10 protein-coding genes are annotated in these 18,290 nt (G+C 59.0%); 4 read left to right on the top strand and 6 right to left on the bottom strand.

The window, feature by feature from the left end; genetic code table 11:
• Positions 1 to 158 precede the first annotated feature (158 nt).
• Positions 159 to 3,398, bottom strand: a complete 3,240-nt coding sequence (locus LJD29_RS09805; RefSeq protein WP_446745576.1) for a vitamin B12-dependent ribonucleotide reductase — start codon at positions 3,396 to 3,398, stop codon at positions 159 to 161.
• Positions 3,399 to 3,890: 492 nt separating this feature from the next.
• On the bottom strand, positions 3,891 to 4,148 hold the full coding sequence (locus LJD29_RS09800) for a hypothetical protein (RefSeq protein WP_446745575.1): 258 nt from the start codon (positions 4,146 to 4,148) through the stop codon (positions 3,891 to 3,893).
• Between the two features lie 173 nt (positions 4,149 to 4,321).
• Here LJD29_RS09800 and LJD29_RS09795 point away from each other — a divergent pair, with 173 nt between their 5' ends.
• The 4 genes from LJD29_RS09795 (at position 4,322) to LJD29_RS09780 (ending at position 8,038) form a co-directional block, all read left to right on the top strand.
• The gene (locus LJD29_RS09795; protein ID WP_446745574.1) at positions 4,322 to 4,939 is read left to right on the top strand and encodes a nitroreductase family protein; all 618 of its coding nucleotides are present in this window, start codon (positions 4,322 to 4,324) and stop codon (positions 4,937 to 4,939) included.
• Between the two features lie 106 nt (positions 4,940 to 5,045).
• Entirely contained in the window at positions 5,046 to 6,023 is a 978-nt protein-coding gene (locus LJD29_RS09790; RefSeq protein WP_446745573.1) for a diacylglycerol/lipid kinase family protein, read from the top strand.
• A 93-nt stretch (positions 6,024 to 6,116) separates the two neighbouring features.
• Positions 6,117 to 6,983, top strand: a complete 867-nt coding sequence (locus LJD29_RS09785; RefSeq protein WP_446745572.1) for a creatininase family protein — start codon at positions 6,117 to 6,119, stop codon at positions 6,981 to 6,983.
• Positions 6,984 to 7,063: 80 nt separating this feature from the next.
• The gene (locus LJD29_RS09780; RefSeq protein ID WP_446745571.1) at positions 7,064 to 8,038 is read left to right on the top strand and encodes an aldo/keto reductase; all 975 of its coding nucleotides are present in this window, start codon (positions 7,064 to 7,066) and stop codon (positions 8,036 to 8,038) included.
• Between the two features lie 59 nt (positions 8,039 to 8,097).
• Here the strand turns inward: LJD29_RS09780 and LJD29_RS09775 are convergent, their stop codons facing one another.
• The 4 genes from LJD29_RS09775 to rpoB form a co-directional block, all read right to left on the bottom strand.
• Complete coding sequence (locus tag LJD29_RS09775) at positions 8,098 to 8,454, bottom strand: YidB family protein (protein ID WP_446745570.1); 357 nt, start codon at positions 8,452 to 8,454, stop codon at positions 8,098 to 8,100.
• 31 nt (positions 8,455 to 8,485) lie between these two features.
• Entirely contained in the window at positions 8,486 to 8,794 is a 309-nt protein-coding gene (locus tag LJD29_RS09770) for a ComEA family DNA-binding protein (protein ID WP_446745569.1), read from the bottom strand.
• Positions 8,795 to 9,108: 314 nt separating this feature from the next.
• On the bottom strand, positions 9,109 to 13,302 hold the full coding sequence (gene rpoC, locus LJD29_RS09765; protein WP_446745568.1) for a DNA-directed RNA polymerase subunit beta': 4,194 nt from the start codon (positions 13,300 to 13,302) through the stop codon (positions 9,109 to 9,111).
• A 150-nt stretch (positions 13,303 to 13,452) separates the two neighbouring features.
• Positions 13,453 to 17,937, bottom strand: a complete 4,485-nt coding sequence (gene rpoB, locus LJD29_RS09760) for a DNA-directed RNA polymerase subunit beta (protein ID WP_446745567.1) — start codon at positions 17,935 to 17,937, stop codon at positions 13,453 to 13,455.
• Positions 17,938 to 18,290: the final 353 nt, after the last annotated feature.

The raw sequence follows: 18,290 nt of genomic DNA, 5'->3' as shown, positions 1-18,290 counted from the left end.
TAATGTCGGATTTTTGAACAGATAGGGAGTGTCGGGAGAGGCCCGGGTGATGATCGTCTGGACATTACCTTGATGCCGGAGCCGCGTCAAGATTTAAGTGACAGCCTAAAAAAGCCCGCTCCGGAGAGCGGGCTTTTTAGTTTCAAGCAATGCTGAGTTTAGGAGCAGCCGCTCGTGGAACCGCAGCTCATGCAACGGTAGCAGCTACCGTTGCGGACCATGATCGCTCCGCAGGTGTGGCAGCTGGGAGCGTCGCCCATGTCGTACATGTCGCGCATGGCATCGGCTGCGTGATAGACGCCGCGGTCTTCGATCTTGGCAGGCTCGAAGCCAGCCGCGTCGAGACCACCAAGGATGCCGCCCTGGGGAGCCGATGTCGAACCCATACCGCGGGTCGAATCGTGCTGATCCGCCGTCACAGGCAGCGTGCGCGCTTCAAGATTGCCTGCGACTGCTGGAGCCAGCCCCGCGAAGAGGCTCAGCTGTGTCCCCGAGAGGAAGCGCAGCTGCAGCCAGCGGAAGATGTAGTCCATGATCGACTTGGCAAAACCGATCTGCTCGTTGCCCGTCCAGCCCGAGGGCTCGAAGCGGCTGTGCGCAAACTTCTCGCAGAGCACCTTGAGCGGCACACCATGCTGCAGCGCCAGTGAGGTCGCCGTAGCAAAGCTATCCATCAGTCCGGAAACAGTCGAGCCTTCCTTCGCCATCTTGATGAAGATCTCGCCCGGCTGGCCATTCGGATAGAGGCCGACGGTGATGTAACCTTCGTGGCCCGCGATGCCGAACTTGTGGGTGAGCGATGCGCGCTCTTCAGGCAGCCGATGCCGCACAGCCTTCGGAGGAGCATTCAGATCCTGTCCTGCTCCAGCACTCGGGGCAGTAAAGGTCGCCAGCGCCGCGGTGAAAGCATTCGTCGCGTCGAGCACCGACTTCGCCGTGACTTCGATCTTCTCCGAGACCTTCGCTTCGAGTGTCTTCAGATCGGCTTCCGATGCGGCCTTGCCCGTCGAGAGAGCCGCGAAGACGCGGTCTGCAGCGGCATTCAGCTCGACCGAAGCCGAATCCTTCTTGATCTCCTTGGCCTTGTTGCCGTCGCTCACGTTCAGCGGCTGCGCGCCCTTGGAGCCGTCACGATAGATCGCAACAGCCTTCAGGCCCTGGCGCCATGATTCCATGTATGCCTCGGCGATATCGTCCACCGAGCAGTCGTGCGGCAGGTTGACCGTCTTCGAGATTGCACCCGAAAGGAACGGCTGCGTGGCCGACATCATCTTCACGTGGCCCATGTAGTGGATGGAGCGTGTGCCCTTCGACGGCTTGAACGAGCAGTCAAACACAGCCAGGTGCTCCGGCTTGATGCCGGGTGCGCCCTCAATGGTGCCGGTCGCGTCGATGTAGCTGACGATCGCATCCACTGCAGCGTTGTTATATCCAAGCTTGAAGAGCGCAGCCGGAACCGTGTTGTTCACGATCTTGATCATGCCGCCGCCGACCAGCTTCTTATACTTCACCAGCGCGAGGTCAGGCTCGATGCCGGTGGTGTCGCAATCCATCATGAAGCCGATGGTTCCCGTCGGAGCCAGCACCGTCACCTGCGAATTGCGATAGCCATGCTTCTCGCCGTGCTTCAGCGCTTCATCCCAGCACTCCTTGCTCGCTGCGATCAGCTCATCGAGCTGCGGCGCGACGAAAGGCTCAGCCGAAGTCTTCGACTTGCCGATGTTGTTCACTTCGGCGCGGTGCATGCGGATGACATCAAGGAACGGCTCACGGTTCACGTAGAAGCCAGGGCATGCTCCACCCTCGCGGTCTACGCTTGCAGTCAGCGGAGTAGCCGAACCGAGCGCAGGAGCCTTCTCGGCAAGACGCGAAGATTGCAGGTAAGCTTCGCCGCACATGATGGCGGTCAACGTCGCGGCAAAGTCGCGGCCGGCGTCCGAGTCGTAGGGCAGACCGAAGGCCATCAGCAGGGCTCCGAGGTTGGCATAGCCCAGGCCGAGCGGACGATAGTCGTGCGAGTTGCGCGAGATCGACTCGGTCGGGTAACCCGAGTTGTCGATCAGAATGTCCATCGCCGTGATGAGAATGTCGACGGCCTTGCGGTATGCAGGGATGTCGAACGTACCTGCGGGCGTGACAAACTTCAGCAGGTTGAAGCTGGCCAGGTTGCAGGCCGAGTTGTCGAGGAACATGTACTCCGAGCACGGATTGGACGCGTTGATGCGGGCCGTGTTCTTCGACGTGTGCCACTTGTTGATGGTGGTGTCGTACTGCATGCCCGGATCGCCGCACTGCCAGGTGGCTTCGGCGATCTTCTTCATGATGTCGCGAGCCTTCTGCGTCTTGACCGGGATGTGGTCCTTGACGGTATGGGTCGTGAAGTCTCCGTCCTTCTCGACAGCACGCATGAACTCATCGTTCACGCGAACGGAGTTGTTCGCGTTCTGGAAGAAGATCGACGAATAGGCTTCGGAGTCAGGCCCCGAAGAGCCGTCGTAGCCCTCGCGCATCAGCGCCCAGGCCTTGGCCTCTTCCTTCATCTTGCACTCGACGAAGTCGATGATGTCCGGGTGCTCCACGTTCAAGATGACCATCTTGGCCGCGCGGCGAGTCTTGCCGCCCGACTTGATGACGCCGGCAAAGGCGTCGAAGCCACGCATGAAGCTCAGCGGGCCGGAAGCCGTACCGCCGCCCGAGAGCAGTTCCATGGAACCGCGGATGCTCGATAGGTTGGTGCCCGTACCCGATCCCCACTTGAAGAGCATGCCTTCGGTCTTCGCCAGGGTCAGAATCGAGTCCAGCGAGTCGTCGACCGAGTTGATAAAGCAGGCCGAGCACTGCGGCGTGCGGTAGCCGGTCACAGAGAACTCGACGGCGCACGTGTGCTTGTTCCAGTGCCAGTTCTGCGCGTCCGACTCCGGCTCCAGCTTGTCGCAGCCTACGTTGAACCACACCGGCGAGTTGAAGGCCACTTTCTGGTTCACCAGGAGGTGTGCAAGCTCGTCATGGAAGATCACCGCGTCCTCAGGGGTCGCAAAGTAACCATCGGTGAGACCCCAGTCGCGGATCGTTTCGGCGACGCGACCGATCAGCTGGCGGACACCGGTCTCGCGCTGCGGGGTGCCGATCTGGCCGTGCAGGTACTTGCTGGCCACGATGTTGGTGGCAGTCATCGACCAGTCGATCGGAGTCTCGACATTCTTCTGCTCGAAGATCGTCTTGCCCGAGGCATCGGAAATCAGCGCCGTGCGTTTTTCCCACTGAACTTCGTCATAGGGCGAAATGTCCGGCTTCGAGAAAAAGCGTGCGAAGCGGAGAGCTTTCGGATTCGCCGGCGCGGTAGCGGAAGCGGACGTGGTGGACGCGGTGGCGACGGATTTTTTAGTGGCCTCGGCCATGAAGACTCCTCTAGGGGGACTGCGAATTGAGATAACGGCACGACAGCTCTCAATGGGAGCCAACGACCGGGAAAAGCAAAGACGACAATGCTCGCTGGAGGCTAAGTTTAGCTCTCCGTTTCACTTGGCTAAGTTTGGGGAAGAATTGCAACTGCCAGCGAACCATGCGGCAGAAATATTAGGGCCGCAAGTGGGAAGGTACCTCTGTTAATAGGGCATGTCAACAACCAACCACAACATCTTGTATTTTAGATTGAAAACAGTAACGCTACGCTTCAATTCCAGACATTTACCTGTGGAGAACGTGAGTCTCTCGCGGAGGACGCGGATTTGAGATGTAGCGAGATGCCAGAACACCGGCGTACACCGGCGATTTCGATGGCGCACTTCCCGAAACTACGCCTCCAGACCGGGCACGACAAGGCGCAGAACCGGTGCAACGGCTGTGGAAAGCTGTGGAATAGTGGAGAACCCGGAAAATCCGGAAAGACCTCAGGCGTGACCGTGGCCTTTACGCGGTGGCCTTGGGTGCGTCGCCTTCTTAGCCTGTGCGCCGCGTGCGCCGCCCTTCGCGATTTGTTCCTTGCGCGCCGTTTCCCGGCCGACCTTCTTGCCGCCATTGCGGCTGGCGGGCTTCTTGCGGCAGCTGCCTTCCTCATGTTCGCCCTTGCCGGGAACCGGCTCATAGCCGGGCCAGCAGCGTGAGGTCTTCGAATATGCCTTCGTCTTTGCCGCGCTCTTTTGTGTCATGAAAGGTGAGAGAAGCCACGGCCTGAGCGGGTTGCGTACCGATTGCGCCTCACCGCGCCGGCCGAACAGAAGAGCCCATTATTTTTCTTTCACGAAATCTCGCGGATTTTGACATCGGTTTGCCTGATGAGGAATCCAAACAACTGTTGGGAAACTTCCCACGGAGAAAGTCTTTGTCAGAAAAACAGGATTCGCTTGAACGTCTCAAGCATGCGCCCTCAATCGAGGGTGTACCGGATATTCTTTTCCAGCGCTGGAGCCCTCGCGCCCTGGCAACGACGCCGGTTTCCGCCGAGAACCTGAAGAAGATTTTCGAAGCCGCAAGCTGGGCCGCCTCCTCTTATAACGAGCAGCCCTGGCGCTTTCTCGTCGGCCATAAAGGGGACGAGACCTACAAGAAGATCTATGAGAGCCTGGCCGAACCGAACCAGCAGTGGAACGTGAATACTCCGGTGCTGATTCTTTCCGCAGGCAAAAAGACCTTCACGCAAAACGGCTCACCGAATCCTTACCAGCTCCACGACACTGGCGCGGCGACGACCTATCTTTCGCTAGCGGCAACGGCGTTGGGCATGCATTCCCACTCCATGGGTGGATTCGATCGCGACAAGGCTCGCAGCCTGTTTTCGATTCCCGACGACTTCGAGCTGGGAGCCGTTACTGCCCTCGGATATCTCGGCGATCCCGAGACCTTGCCGGAGCACTTCAAGAAGATGGAGCTGGCTCCCCGGCAGCGCAAGCCGCTCGATCAGTTTGTCTTTACGGGTTGGGACAAGCCGGCCACCTTCTGATTGATTCGATAGCGGGAGAAACACTGTTCACTATCAGGATTCTCCCGCCATTACTGTTACGTTTTATTCATTCGGCCCACGCGGCATAGAAAGTTATCTTCATAGTTTGGAAACGCGCCGTGTTCTTTTCTTCCTGAATCCGCTGTTGATGGAGCGCCGCAATCGACGAATGATCGTCGAACAGATTGCCGCTCGCCTCCGCAGCTCTGGATGCACCGTCGACATGCAGGACACGCTCTCCGCCCACTCGGCAGGTGAGCAGGCACAGGACGCAGTGAAGGCCGGTTACGATACCATCTTCGTCTGCGGCGGCGACGGAACAATCTTCCAGGTAATACAAGGCCTTGCAGGCTCAGACGTAGCGCTTGGCATCATTCCCTTTGGCACCGGCAATGTGCTGGCTCAGAATCTGCGGTTGCCGCGCGATCCCGTCGCGGCGGCCGAGCTTCAATTTCAGTGCGAGCCGGTTTCCATTCCGCTCGGGAAGATCACCTGCAAAACTCCGGGCCATGTGAAGGACAAGAACTGGTACTTCGCCATAGCCGCAGGCATCGGTGTACACGCCGCGCTGATGAACCTTGCTCCTACCGGTCACGGCAAGCGCGTGGGTGGCAGAGCCGCTTATTATTTCGGCGGCATCAACCTGCTGCTGCGCCATCCGATCGAGCCCTTCGAGGTTGAAATGCAGACCGTCGACGGATGCACACGATCCCTGCGCGCCAGCGAGATGATTGCCGTGCGCGTGGGAGAGATCAATCGCTGGCGCCCCGGCGGCAAGATGCTGGAACCTGTTCTGCGCCTCGCGACCGTGCCTGAAACTTCGCGCCTCGGTCTTGTCCATGCCAGCTTTCACGCACTGGCCACGCGCAAGACGCAAGGTACTTCCCGGCTGCCATACCCCTCCTACGACGACGTGACCCAAATCACCTGCAGACCAGTTGCCGATTACGAATACCAGACGCCTTTGCTGGTGGAAGCGGATGGTGAAGTGATCGGCATGAAGCAGGCAACGGTCAGCATCGCGCAGCGGCGTCTGCGGATGTTGTGGCCGAAGACCGCTCCTACGCCCGCTCCGCGCTCCTGACCGCAGATCAGAATCTCAGCATGCGAAATGCCCGGCTCGCTTCGGCAGTATGATGTGTCCATTCCTGGAACGCCTCTGTCTACGGAGAATTGTGTGCGCAAGCTGATCGCTCTCGTTTTCGCCATGGCCGCAACTGCCGCGCAGGCCCAGTCTGCATTGCCTGCCAAGTGGGAAGAACTTACCGGCCCGGATTTCATCAAGGCAATTCATCAATCGCAGGGCGTATGCGTGCTGCCTTTCGGCATCATCGAAAAGCACGGGCCGCACCTGCCGCTAGGCACTGACCTGATCAATGTGCGCTACGCAGTAGAACATGGAGTGGAGAAGGAATATGCGGTGATCTTTCCTGCTTACTACTTCGGGCAGATCGCCGAGGCGCGGCAGGAACCGGGCACACTTTCCTACGACATGAACATGCAGCTCAACCTGCTGCAGGCAACCACCGACGAGATGGGCCGGAACGGCTGCAAGAAGATCGTTATTGTCAATGGACATGGCGGCAACGTTCACCTGCTTCCGTTCTTTGCTCAGTCACAGTTACAAAAGCAACACGATTACGTCGTGTACTTCTATTACGCGAACCTGACGAAGGGCCCCGGACGACCGCAGGAGCACAGCTCTATCGATGAGCACGCGGGAGAAGGCGAAACAGCTCGCATGATGATCTCTCGCCCTGACCTCGTTCATCAGGATCGGGCCAAGTCGGAATCCGGATCCGATCAGGCACGGTTGCATTTGCCTGACGGTGTTTATACCGGAATCTGGTGGTATGCGCGTTTCCCTGAGCACTACGCGGGCGATGGAAGCCAGGCGACGAAAGAACTCGGCGAGTACGACATGAAAGCCTGGGCGGACGACATTGCGAACGTTATTCACGCGGTAAAGGCCGACAACGTCAGCCTCGAGCTGCAGAACCAGTTTTTTCGTGACGCCGAGCATCCTCTCGACACGAAACAGTAGTTTCGGCCGAGGCGCATCTTGCGGTGCGCCCTCTTCATCCTATTTCGAGGGAACCATTCCCCAACTGACAGGAGATACACATGGAAAAGCGGAAGCTGGGCACATCCAGCCTCGAAGTGCCGGTCATCTGCCTCGGCGGCAATGTTTACGGCTGGACACTGAGCGAAACCGACACCTTCCATCAGCTCGACAAGGCGCTTGCTGAAGGTTTGAACTTCGTCGACACGGCGGACATGTATTCCAACTGGATTCCGGGACACAAGGGCGGCGAATCGGAGACGATCCTCGGCAACTGGTTCAAGAAGAGCGGCAAGCGTAAGAATGTGATTCTCGCCACCAAGGTCGGCCTGCCGATGGGTGAGGACAAGAAAGGCCTGAAGGCTGGCTACATCAAGCAGGCCGTCGAAGACTCCCTGAAACGGCTGCAGACCGATCACATCGACCTCTACCAGGCACATCGCGACGACGAAGAGACGCCGCTCGAAGAGACACTGAAGGCGTTCGACGAACTCGTGAAAGCCGGCAAAGTCCGCTACATTGGGGCCTCGAACTACAGCGGCGCACGGCTCACCGAGGCGATGGAGATCAGTAAGAAGAACAACCTCGCTGCATTTGTGTCGCTTCAACCCCACTACAACCTGGTCGAACGACAGGAGTTCGAGAGCGACCTGCTGACAGCGGTCGAGAAATACAACATCGGCGTCATCCCTTACTTCTCGCTGGCTGCCGGCTTCCTGAGCGGCAAGTACAAGAGCAAGGCCGATGCTGAAGGCAAGGCACGCGGAGGCATGGTCGGAAAATATCTCAACGACTACGGTTTTGGCGTTGTAAAAGCGTTGGAAGAAGTTGCGAAAGAAACAGGCTCCACGCCCTCTCGCGTAGCACTGGCGTGGCTGATCGCTCAGCCCGGCATTACATCGCCGATTGCCAGCGCAACCAGCGATAAGCAGGTGGAAGATCTTGTCGAAGCGACCAAGCTAAAGCTGGATACGGCCGCAATTGAGAAGCTCACTAATGTCAGCACGCCTCCGGCTCCGGTTCGCGCAGAACCGTAGCACCGTAACACGCAAAGCAAAAGGGCTCGCCATGGCGAGCCCTTTTTACTTCGTGATCGCTACTGAGCTGGTGGCACCTCGTCCTTGGGTGTCAACCGGTCGATCAGCATGGGCAGATACTCCGCAAGCTTCGCGCTTGCTTCTTCAGGCGGAACACCGATCTTGCCGGCAATCGCGTCGATGTGTTCCTGACCGATCACAGCCGTGATCTGTTCGGCAGTGATCGGTTGATTCGCGCCGGTGCCGATCCACGACTCAGCGACACCGCCGAGCCCATGCTCATGGAACTTCTGCATAAGACCTGAAACACCACCGATTCTCGGATCGTTAATCAGTGTCATCGCATGTCCCGCGAGGCCTGCATTCTCTAAACCTTCATTGCCGACAACGCCCTTCACCATATCCAGCAAAGACATAATCCACACCCCTTGCGAGAAACGCTCGCGGTTACTTCTGCTTGGCGATGATCTTCGAAGAGATCTTGCTGTAAGTCGCAGCAGGAATGATCTTCTTCTGCACGAGCTCATTCTTGCGTGCATAAGGCCGGCCTGCGATGATCTTCTGCGCATACGCGTCGCCGATACCCGGCAGCGACTTCAACTGATCAGCACTTGCAGTGTTGATGTCGATCAGATCCATCGTCGGCGCTGCAGGCTTCGCCTGCGGTGCGGGCGCTGCGTAAGCGTTGTTTGCAACGCTTCCCATGCAGAGGGTGGCTGCGAATAGGAACATCCAGATGAGTAGCTTCTTTTTCATTTCTCTCTCCGTGGGTCTTCAGTTCAAACTCGGCACGCATAAGTACCGATGCCGGGAAACGTCTGATTTCTAAATTGGCCGACGGAAGAAGTCAAACAAAGTTGTCGTGACTTGGATGGAGCTTCAAAAAATCATTACGGCGAGGCAGGATGACGGAAATCGTGGCAAGAACTTGTCAGACAGCATCGCCTTCTTACTTCGTTCCGCTTAGATGGGTTAGCTCGGAATAACGGGCAACACAAAGCCCGGCTTTCGCCGGGCTTTGTGTTGTTGTTATTGCGCCAAAGGCGCGATCGCCTGGACGGCCAGTCCCCTTATTCGGAGGCTGCCATCTCTTCGGCTTCGCCTTCCTGACGCATGAGTTCGAGCTCGCGCTCGGCCTCTTCGAAGGCGGTCTGTACTTCTGCCTGTACGCGCTGGGCCGCTTCTTCGAGCTCCGGTGAGAGCTGGATGTTGCGGTAGTACTCCATGCCCGTACCGGCGGGGATAAGACGGCCGACGATGACGTTTTCCTTGAGGCCGCGCAGGTTGTCGATAGCGCCGTTGATGGACGCCTCGGTCAGCACGCGTGTGGTCTCCTGGAACGAGGCCGCCGAGATGAAGCTGTCGGTCGAGAGCGAAGCCTTGGTGATACCGAGGAGCAACGGACGGCCAATGGCCGGGCGTCCACCCTCAGCAATCGCGCGGTCGTTCTCGGCGCGGAAGCGGAACTTATCAACCTGCTGTTCGAGCAGGAAGTTGGTGTCGCCCACTTCCTCGATCTTCACCCAGCGCAGCATCTGACGAACGATCGTTTCGATGTGCTTGTCAGAGATCGCCACGCCCTGCAGACGGTAGACTTCCTGGATCTCGTTCACCAGGTAAGCCTGCAGTTCCTTCTCACCCAGCACGGCAAGAATGTCGTGCGGGTTCAACGGACCGTCCATCAGCGGTTCACCGGCGCGCAGACGCTCGCCTTCCTGAACGTTGACGTGGATACCGCGCGGCACGGAGTATTCCTTCTCTTCTCCGTTATCGGCGGTGACGTAGATCTTGCGCTGCCCCTTGCTGACTTCACCGAACTTCACCACACCATCGATCTCGCTGATGATTGCGGTTTCGCGCGGCTTGCGGGCTTCGAAGAGTTCCACGACGCGGGGCAGACCACCGGTGATGTCCTTGGTACGCGTGGTTTCACGCGGGATCTTGGCAAGGATGTCGCCAGGGTGAACCTCGTCTCCGTCCTGCACCATCAGGTGAGCGCGTGAAGGCATCAGGTAACGCTTGTTGCCCTTGGCTCCCTTGATGATGACGGCCGGCTGACGCTTTTCATCAGCTGCATCGGCAACTACCAGACGAGAGAGGCCGGTAACTTCATCGACTTCTTCGTTCAGCGTGATGCCTTCCTGCAGATCCTTGAACTGCACCGTGCCACCGATTTCCGTCAGGATGGCGAAGGTGTAAGGATCCCACTCGGCCAGCGCTTCGCCGAGCTGAACCTGCGCACCGTCTTCGACGTTAAGCTTCGCGCCGTAAACGATCTGGTAGCGTTCCTTTTCGCGGCCACGATCGTCGACAACGGCAATTGCACCGGAACGGTTCATCGCAACCAGTCCACCCTGCTTCGAGCGAACCGTCGACAGGTTGATGAAGCGCACCGAACCGTTGTTCTTCGCTTCGAGACGCGACTGGTCGGAGACGCGCGATGCCGTACCACCGATGTGGAAGGTACGCATCGTGAGCTGCGTTCCCGGCTCACCGATCGACTGTGCGCCGATGACGCCGACAGCCTCACCCAGCTCGACCATGCGGCCCGAACCAAGGTTACGGCCATAGCAGAGGATGCAGACGCCGCGCTTGGATTCGCAGGTCAGCACCGAGCGGATCTTGACGCGCTCGATACCGGCTGCCTGAATCGCGGAAGCGGTGTCTTCATCGATCTCCTGGTTCACGTCGATGATCACGTTGCCTTCGAAGTCCTTGAGCTTCTCGAGCGATACGCGGCCAATGATGCGGTCACGCAGCGGCTCGATGATCTCGCCGGATTCGACAATAGGCATAACGTAAATGCCTTCGACGGTTCCGCAATCGCGCTCGGTGACGATCACGTCCTGAGCGACGTCGACCAGACGGCGGGTCAGGTAACCCGAGTCGGCGGTCTTCAGAGCGGTATCGGCAAGACCCTTACGGGCACCGTGCGTCGAGATGAAGTATTCGAGCACCGTCAGACCTTCGCGGAAGTTCGCGGTGATCGGCGTTTCGATGATTTCGCCCGAAGGCTTGGCCATCAGTCCGCGCATACCGGAGAGCTGACGAATCTGCTGCTTCGAACCGCGGGCGCCGGAGTCGGCCATGATGTAGATCGGGTTCATGGCTCCTTCCTTGTCCGCGTTCTTCATGTTGTTGAACATTTCGTCGGCGACCTTTTCCGTCACCGTCGACCACAGCTGAATGACCTTGTTGTTGCGCTCACCGTTGGTGATGGCACCGTCAAGGTACTGCTGCTGAACGGCAAAGCGCTGCTTTTCCGCATCGCGCACGACGGGGTACTTGGTCTCCGGGATGACCATGTCATCGAGGCCGACCGAGAGACCCGAGCGCGTCGCGAACTGGAAGCCCAGCTCCTTGATGCGATCCAGCATCTTTACCGTCACCTCGAGACCGAGGTTCAGGTAGCAGTAGTTCACCAGCTGGCCAATGCCCTTCTTCTTCAGAAGACCATTGACGTAAGGCATGCCCTCAGGCAGCGCATCGTTCAGGATGGCGCGGCCCACGGTCGTGGTGATGTACTGCTTGTCGTACTCGACCGCTTCGGTATGCGTGATGTCCTGGTCGTCGTAAGCCACCGTCATGTCGAGCACCTGGCCGGAGTAGCGCAGGCGGATCGGCGACAGCGTTTCGACTTCCTTGGCTTCAAGAGCCATCAGCACTTCTTCGGTGTTGGCAAATACGCGGCCTTCCCCCTTGGCATTCTTCTTCGCCTTGGTCAGGTAATAAAGACCAAGCACCATGTCCTGCGTCGGCACAGTGATCGGCTGACCCGAAGCCGGCGAGAGGATGTTGTGCGATGCGAGCATCAGCACGCTGGCCTCTACCTGCGCTTCCGGCGACAGCGGAATGTGCACGGCCATCTGGTCACCGTCAAAGTCTGCGTTGAACGCGGTGCAGACCAGCGGGTGAATCTTGATCGCCTTACCTTCGACAAGCACAGGCTCGAAGGCCTGGATGCCGAGGCGGTGCAGGGTTGGAGCGCGGTTCAGCAGCACCGGGTGGTCCTTGATGACTTCTTCAAGGATGTCCCAGACGATCGGCTCCTGCAGCTCGACCATTTCCTTGGCCTGCTTGATGGTCGTGCAGTGGCCGGTCTGTTCGAGGCGGTGATAGATGAAGGGCTTGAAGAGTTCAAGCGCCATCTTCTTCGGCAGACCGCACTGGTGCAGCTTGAGTTCCGGACCGACAACGATTACCGAACGGCCCGAGTAGTCGACGCGCTTACCGAGCAGGTTCTGACGGAAGCGGCCCTGCTTGCCCTTAAGCGTATCGGACAGCGACTTGAGCGGGCGGTTGTTGGCGCCACGCAGCACGCGCCCACGGCGGCCGTTGTCGAACAGAGCATCGACGGCCTCCTGCAGCATGCGCTTTTCGTTGCGCACGATCACCTCAGGCGCATGGAGATCCATGAGCTTCTTGAGGCGGTTGTTACGGTTGATCACGCGGCGATACAGGTCGTTCAGATCCGACGTCGCGAAACGGCCGCCATCGAGCGGCACCAGCGGGCGCAGCTCCGGCGGAATGACCGGGATCACGTCGAGAATCATCCACTGCGGCTTGTTGCCGGACTTGCGGAAGGCCTCGACGACCTTGAGGCGCTTGGCGTACTTGAGGCGCTTCTGGAGCGAGGTTTCAACCTTCATGCGCTCGCGCAGCTCGATCGACAGCTCGTCGATCGCAACACGCTTGAGCAGCTCCTTGATTGCCTCGGCACCCATCATGCCCTTGAAGCCGGTGGGGCGATACTGCTGGTCGAGCTCGCGGAAGCGCTGCTCGTCCTTGATGATTTCGCGCTCCTTCACCGGCGCGTCGCCTGGATCGACAACCACGTACGACTCGAAGTAGAGGACGCTTTCGAGATCGCGCAGCGAGATGTCGAGCAGGTGGCCGATACGCGAAGGCAGTCCCTTGAAGAACCAAACGTGCGAGCAGGGCGATGCCAGCTCAATGTGGCCAAGGCGCTCACGGCGAACCTTGGAGACAGTCACTTCGACGCCGCACTTGTCGCAGATCACGCCGCGGTGCTTCATGCGCTTGTACTTGCCGCAGAGGCACTCCCAGTCGGTGACCGGTCCAAAGATGCGGGCGCAGAAGAGTCCGTCGCGCTCCGGCTTAAAGGTACGGTAGTTGATGGTTTCCGGTTTCGTTACTTCGCCGTGCGACCAGCTGCGGATCTTCTCCGGCGAAGCTAGCTGAATGCGAATCGCGTCGAAATCGGTAATCGGGCCACTGAGTTCAAATGGACTGGAACGGTACAATTTGTTCCTCCTTGGCTTAGCTCCTAGCTGCTAGCTATTAGCTCTTAGCCTTTGTTTCGTCTGTTCTCGGCATCGCGGCTTCCCTTAAGCGCGCCGCGTAAATCTTTCGGCGTGGCCGTCAGCTAAACGCTGGTAGCTGACGGCTCGCGGTTAGTCGGCGGCTGCCAGCGTCGGCAGAGGCTGCTTCTTCGCTTCACCGTTGGCTGTCATCTTCATCAGCTCAACGTCGAGGCAAAGCGACTGCAGCTCGCGGATCAGCACGTTGAACGACTCAGGCACACCTGGCTCGATCGCAGCTTCGCCCTTGACGATGGCCTCGTAGATCTTCGTACGGCCATAAACGTCATCGGACTTCGCGGTGAGCAGCTCCTGCAGAATGTAAGCCGCACCGTAGGCTTCCAGTGCCCAGACTTCCATTTCGCCGAAGCGCTGTCCGCCGAACTGCGCCTTGCCGCCCAGTGGCTGCTGGGTGATAAGCGAGTACGGTCCGATCGAGCGAGCGTGAATCTTGTCGTCGACCAGGTGGGACAGCTTGAGCATGTAGATGTAGCCAACCGTTACCGGCTGCTCAAACTGGTCGCCCGTCATGCCGTCGAACAGGTGCGTCTTGCCGGAGGTCGGCAGGCCGGCTGCCGTCAGCAGTGCCTTGATCTCCGTCTCCTTCGCGCCGTCGAACACCGCGGTTCCGAACCAGATACCACGCTGCATGCCCAGGCCAACGCGAACGGTCTGTTCGTCGTCGAGCTCAAGCAGCTGGCGCAGCGTCGCGGTTCCTGCGAAACGCTCTTTGAAGACTTCACGGATGGCATTCGCATCGCGGTTCTTCTTCACGAGCTCCGCAACCTGCACGCCGAGCTCATGAGCAGCCCAGCCAAGGTGCGTTTCGAGAATCTGACCCACATTCATACGCGAAGGCACACCGAGCGGATTCAGCACGATCTCCACCGGAGTTCCATCGGGCAGATACGGCATGTCTTCCTCGGGAAGAATGCGCGCGATCACACCCTTGTTACCGTGGCGGCCGGCCATCTTGTCACCGACCGAGAGCTTGCGCTTCATGGCGATGTAAACCTTCACCAGCTTGATGACGCCCGGTGCCAGTTCGTCGCCCTTCTGCAGCTTGCTGATCTTCTCGTTCGTGATCTTGCGCAGAACGTCGATCTGGCGGGAGGTCATCTCCTCGATCTCGTCGATCTGCTCGTTCACACGAGGATCCTTGTCGTTGTAGCGGATGCGCTTGAGGTTCTTGGTCGAGATGCGTTCGATGGCATCGCGATCGAGAACAGCGTCCTTCACGAGCAGGCGCTTGTTGGTGCGCTCGTCGTGCAGGTCAGCCAGCACAACCTTGCCGCCCAGGATGGCTTCGAGACGCTTGAGGCGCTCGTCCGTCAGAATGCGGATTTCGTCGGCCAGGTTCTTCTCGAGGCTGGCAACCTGCTCGGCCTCGATCTGCTTGGCGCGCTCGTCCTTCTCCTGACCCTTACGGGAGAAGATGCGGACGTCGACGATGGTTCCTTCGATACCCGGAGGGCACGTGAGCGAAGCATCGCGAACGTCGCCGGCCTTTTCACCGAAGATGGCGCGGAGCAGCTTCTCTTCAGGCGTAAGCTGCGTCTCGCCCTTCGGCGTAACCTTACCAACGAGAATGTCGTTGTGCTTGATCTTGGCGCCGATGCGGATGATGCCGCTCTCGTCCAGATCGCGCAGCGCATGCTCGCTGACGTTGGGGATATCGCGCGTGATCTCTTCCGGTCCCAGCTTCGTGTCGCGCGCTTCGATCTCGTACTCCTCGATGTGGACCGAGGTGTAGTAGTCCTCGCGGACCAGCTTTTCCGAGATCAGGATCGCGTCTTCGAAGTTGTAACCGCGCCAGGGCATGAAGGCCACCAGCACGTTGCGGCCGAGACCAAGCTCGCCCTGCTCGGTGCAAGGACCGTCAGCAATCACCTGCCCCTTGACCACACGGTCGCCATGGCGAACGATCGGCTTCTGGTTGATGCAGGTGTTCTGGTTCGAACGCTTGAACTTGATCAGCTGGTAGATGTCAGAACCAACCTCACGCGAAAGCTGCGTGGGATGATGCTCACCCTCTACACGGATGATGATGCGCTCGGAGTCGACCGAATCGACGATACCGTTACGGCGGGCAAGAATCACGGCGCCCGAGTCGCGCGCGGTGACGCCTTCCATACCGGTTCCGACGAACGGAGCCTCGGAAACAAGCAGCGGCACAGACTGGCGCTGCATGTTCGCACCCATCAGAGCGCGGTTCGCGTCGTCATGCTCGAGGAACGGCACGAGCGAGGCGGCGACCGACACAAGCTGCTTCGGGCTCACGTCGACGTAGTCCACTTCATCGCGGTTGACGAGAACGAAGTTGCCCTGGCGGCGTGCGTTCACCAGATCTTCGGTGATGCGCAGCTCCTCATCCAGCTCCACGTTCGCCTGCGCGATCGTGTGGCGGTCTTCTTCCCATGCCGAGAGGTAGAACGAGAACGGCTCGTGCTCAATGGTGCGCTTCTTCTCGCCGCGGAGCTGCTCGTTCAGCTTGAACACCTCGGCCTTTTCGAGATGATCGCCCACGCGCAGACCGCTCTCGCCGGCATTCGAAACCTGGACATAATCGAGCACGCGTCCATCAGCCACGCGACGATACGGCGATTCGATAAAGCCATATTCGTTGATGCGGGCAAAGCAGGAGAGCGAGCTGATCAGACCGATGTTCGGACCTTCCGGCGTCTCAATCGGGCAGATACGGCCATAATGCGTCGGGTGCACGTCGCGGACTTCGAAGCCTGCACGTTCACGCGAAAGACCGCCAGGCCCAAGGGCGGAGAGACGGCGCTTGTGCGTGATCTCCGACAGTGGGTTGGTCTGGTCCATGAACTGCGAGAGCTGCGAGGAGCCAAAGAACTCGCGGATCGCGGCCATAACCGGCTTGGCGTTGATGAGGTCGTGCGGCATCGCCGTCGACATCTCCTGGTACACGCTCATCTTTTCCTTGATGGCGCGCTCCATGCGGACCAGGCCGATGCGGAACTGGTTCTCCATGAGCTCACCGACCGCGCGCACGCGGCGGTTGCCAAGGTGATCGATGTCGTCTACCACGCCGATGTTCTTGCGCAGCTTCAGCAGGTACTTGATGGTCGCGTAGAAGTCCTCCGGCGTCAGCGTGCGACGGTCGAGAGGCGAAGCGTCCTGGTTCTCGTACAGCTTGATGTTGAACTTCAGGCGGCCTACGCGCGAGAAGTCGTACTTGCGCGGATCGAAGAACATGCCTTCAAAGAGCGCCGTCGCGGTGTCGAGGGTCGGCGGATCGCCCGGACGCAGCTTGCGGTAGATCTCGATCAGGGCCTCTTCCGGCTTGCGAACCGAGTCGCGGCGCAGCGTGTTCGTGACGATATTGCCCACGTCATCGCGCTCGGGGAAGAAGACTTCAATCGAAGTCACGCCGCTCTCGGCGATCTTGTGCAGCTTATCGGGCGTCAGCTCGATGTTTGCCTCAACCAGCACTTCACCGGTCGTGGTGTCGATCACATCCGAAGCGGTGACGGCGCCATCCAGTTCGGTCGTCTCGATTTCAACTTCAGAGATCTTGTTCGCACGCAGAGCCTTGAGGATCGAAGGCGTGACCTTGCGGCCGGCATGCGCGATCTCTTCGCCCTTGTGGACAACCGCATGGGCAGGCTTCACACCCAGCAGGTGTGTGGCCTTGTCGCTGTTCTCTTCAACAGCCCAGGAGAACTTGCCGTCCTTCACCGCGATCTTGTCGACCGTGTAGAAGGTCTTGAGGATCTCGTCGTCTGCCTTCAGTCCGAGCGCGCGCAGGAAGATGGTGCCCAGGAACTTGCGCTTGCGGTCGATGCGGACATAGAGCGTGTTCTTCTGGTCGAACTCGAACTCCACCCAAGATCCGCGGTAGGGAATGATCTTGCCGAGGAAGTAGGTGCGGTTGTTCGCCGTCTCGAAGAAGACGCCGGGCGAACGGTGCAGCTGCGAAACGATAACGCGCTCGGTGCCGTTGACGATGAAGGTGCCGTTCTGCGTCATCAGCGGAATATCGCCGAAGAAGACTTCCTGCTCCTTGATGTCGCGAATAGTCTTTGCGCCGGTCTCGGCATCCTTGTCGTAGATCGTGAGACGGACGGTCACCTTCAGCGGGGCAGAGTAAGTCATGCCGCGCTCTTCGCACTCCGCCTGGTCATACTTCAGTTGCAGGCCAACAGGGTCGCCGCACTTGTTGCAGAAGTCGGGGGTGTTCTTGTTGTAGGTACCGCACTTGCCGCAAAGCACATCGCCGGGATGGAACGGGTCGGTGATTACCATGGCGCCGCAGGTGACGCAGGTCGTACGCAGGTGATGCAGACCCTTCAGGTGTCCGCACTTGCATTCCCAGTTGCCGATGGAGTAATCAACAAAGTCGAGCTGAGAAATGTTGCGGAAATCGGTGATCGGGAAAACCGAGGTAAAGACAGACTGGAGTCCATTGTCTTCGCGTTCGGAAGGCAGCTTGTCCATCTGCAGAAAGCGCTCGTAAGAACGGCGCTGAACTTCAATAAGGTTAGGAATCTGGATGGAAGTGGGAATTTTGGAAAAATCGAGACGGCTGCGTAGGGCGCGATTCTCGTAAGACATGCTTCACTCCTCAGGACTCGTCAACACGAGGCTCCGGCCGCTTGCACCGGAGGAGGAAATGCCGCTCGAGTCCTGCGACACCCCTCGTCTTACACCTTTCACGCGATTCCAGATCTTCCCGCCTCGTTCGGGAGGATCTGCGCGTTTCCTGCTGCGACTGCACCCGGGCTGCGGAGCCGTCGCTGATTCCGATACTGCAAAGTGCCGCAGTATCATTGGTCGATCAAACCCGCCGGGAGAAAGTCACATCCCAAGCGAGAAACCTGCCACCGCAGGCGTTACAGCTTTTCGGACGGGGCCGGATGCGAAAGAGCGAGCAATGAGCCAGGGCGGGAAGAGCCAATTCCGGAAAC

The sequence above is a fragment of the Silvibacterium acidisoli genome, assembly GCA_022870745.1.
Classification (GTDB): domain Bacteria; phylum Acidobacteriota; class Terriglobia; order Terriglobales; family Acidobacteriaceae; genus Silvibacterium.
Note: the sequence above shows the minus strand (reverse complement) of the source record. Positions and strands in the feature narration are given on the sequence as shown.

Coding starts and splice junctions, on each gene's coding strand:
- LJD29_RS09805 (WP_446745576.1), bottom strand. CDS start 3,398: ATGGCCGAGGCCACTAAAAAATCCGTCGCCACCGCGTCCACCACGTCC.
- LJD29_RS09800 (WP_446745575.1), bottom strand. CDS start 4,148: ATGACACAAAAGAGCGCGGCAAAGACGAAGGCATATTCGAAGACCTCA.
- LJD29_RS09780 (WP_446745571.1), top strand. CDS start 7,064: ATGGAAAAGCGGAAGCTGGGCACATCCAGCCTCGAAGTGCCGGTCATC.
- LJD29_RS09775 (WP_446745570.1), bottom strand. CDS start 8,454: ATGTCTTTGCTGGATATGGTGAAGGGCGTTGTCGGCAATGAAGGTTTA.
- LJD29_RS09770 (WP_446745569.1), bottom strand. CDS start 8,794: ATGAAAAAGAAGCTACTCATCTGGATGTTCCTATTCGCAGCCACCCTC.
- rpoB (WP_446745567.1), bottom strand. CDS start 17,937: ATGTCTTACGAGAATCGCGCCCTACGCAGCCGTCTCGATTTTTCCAAA.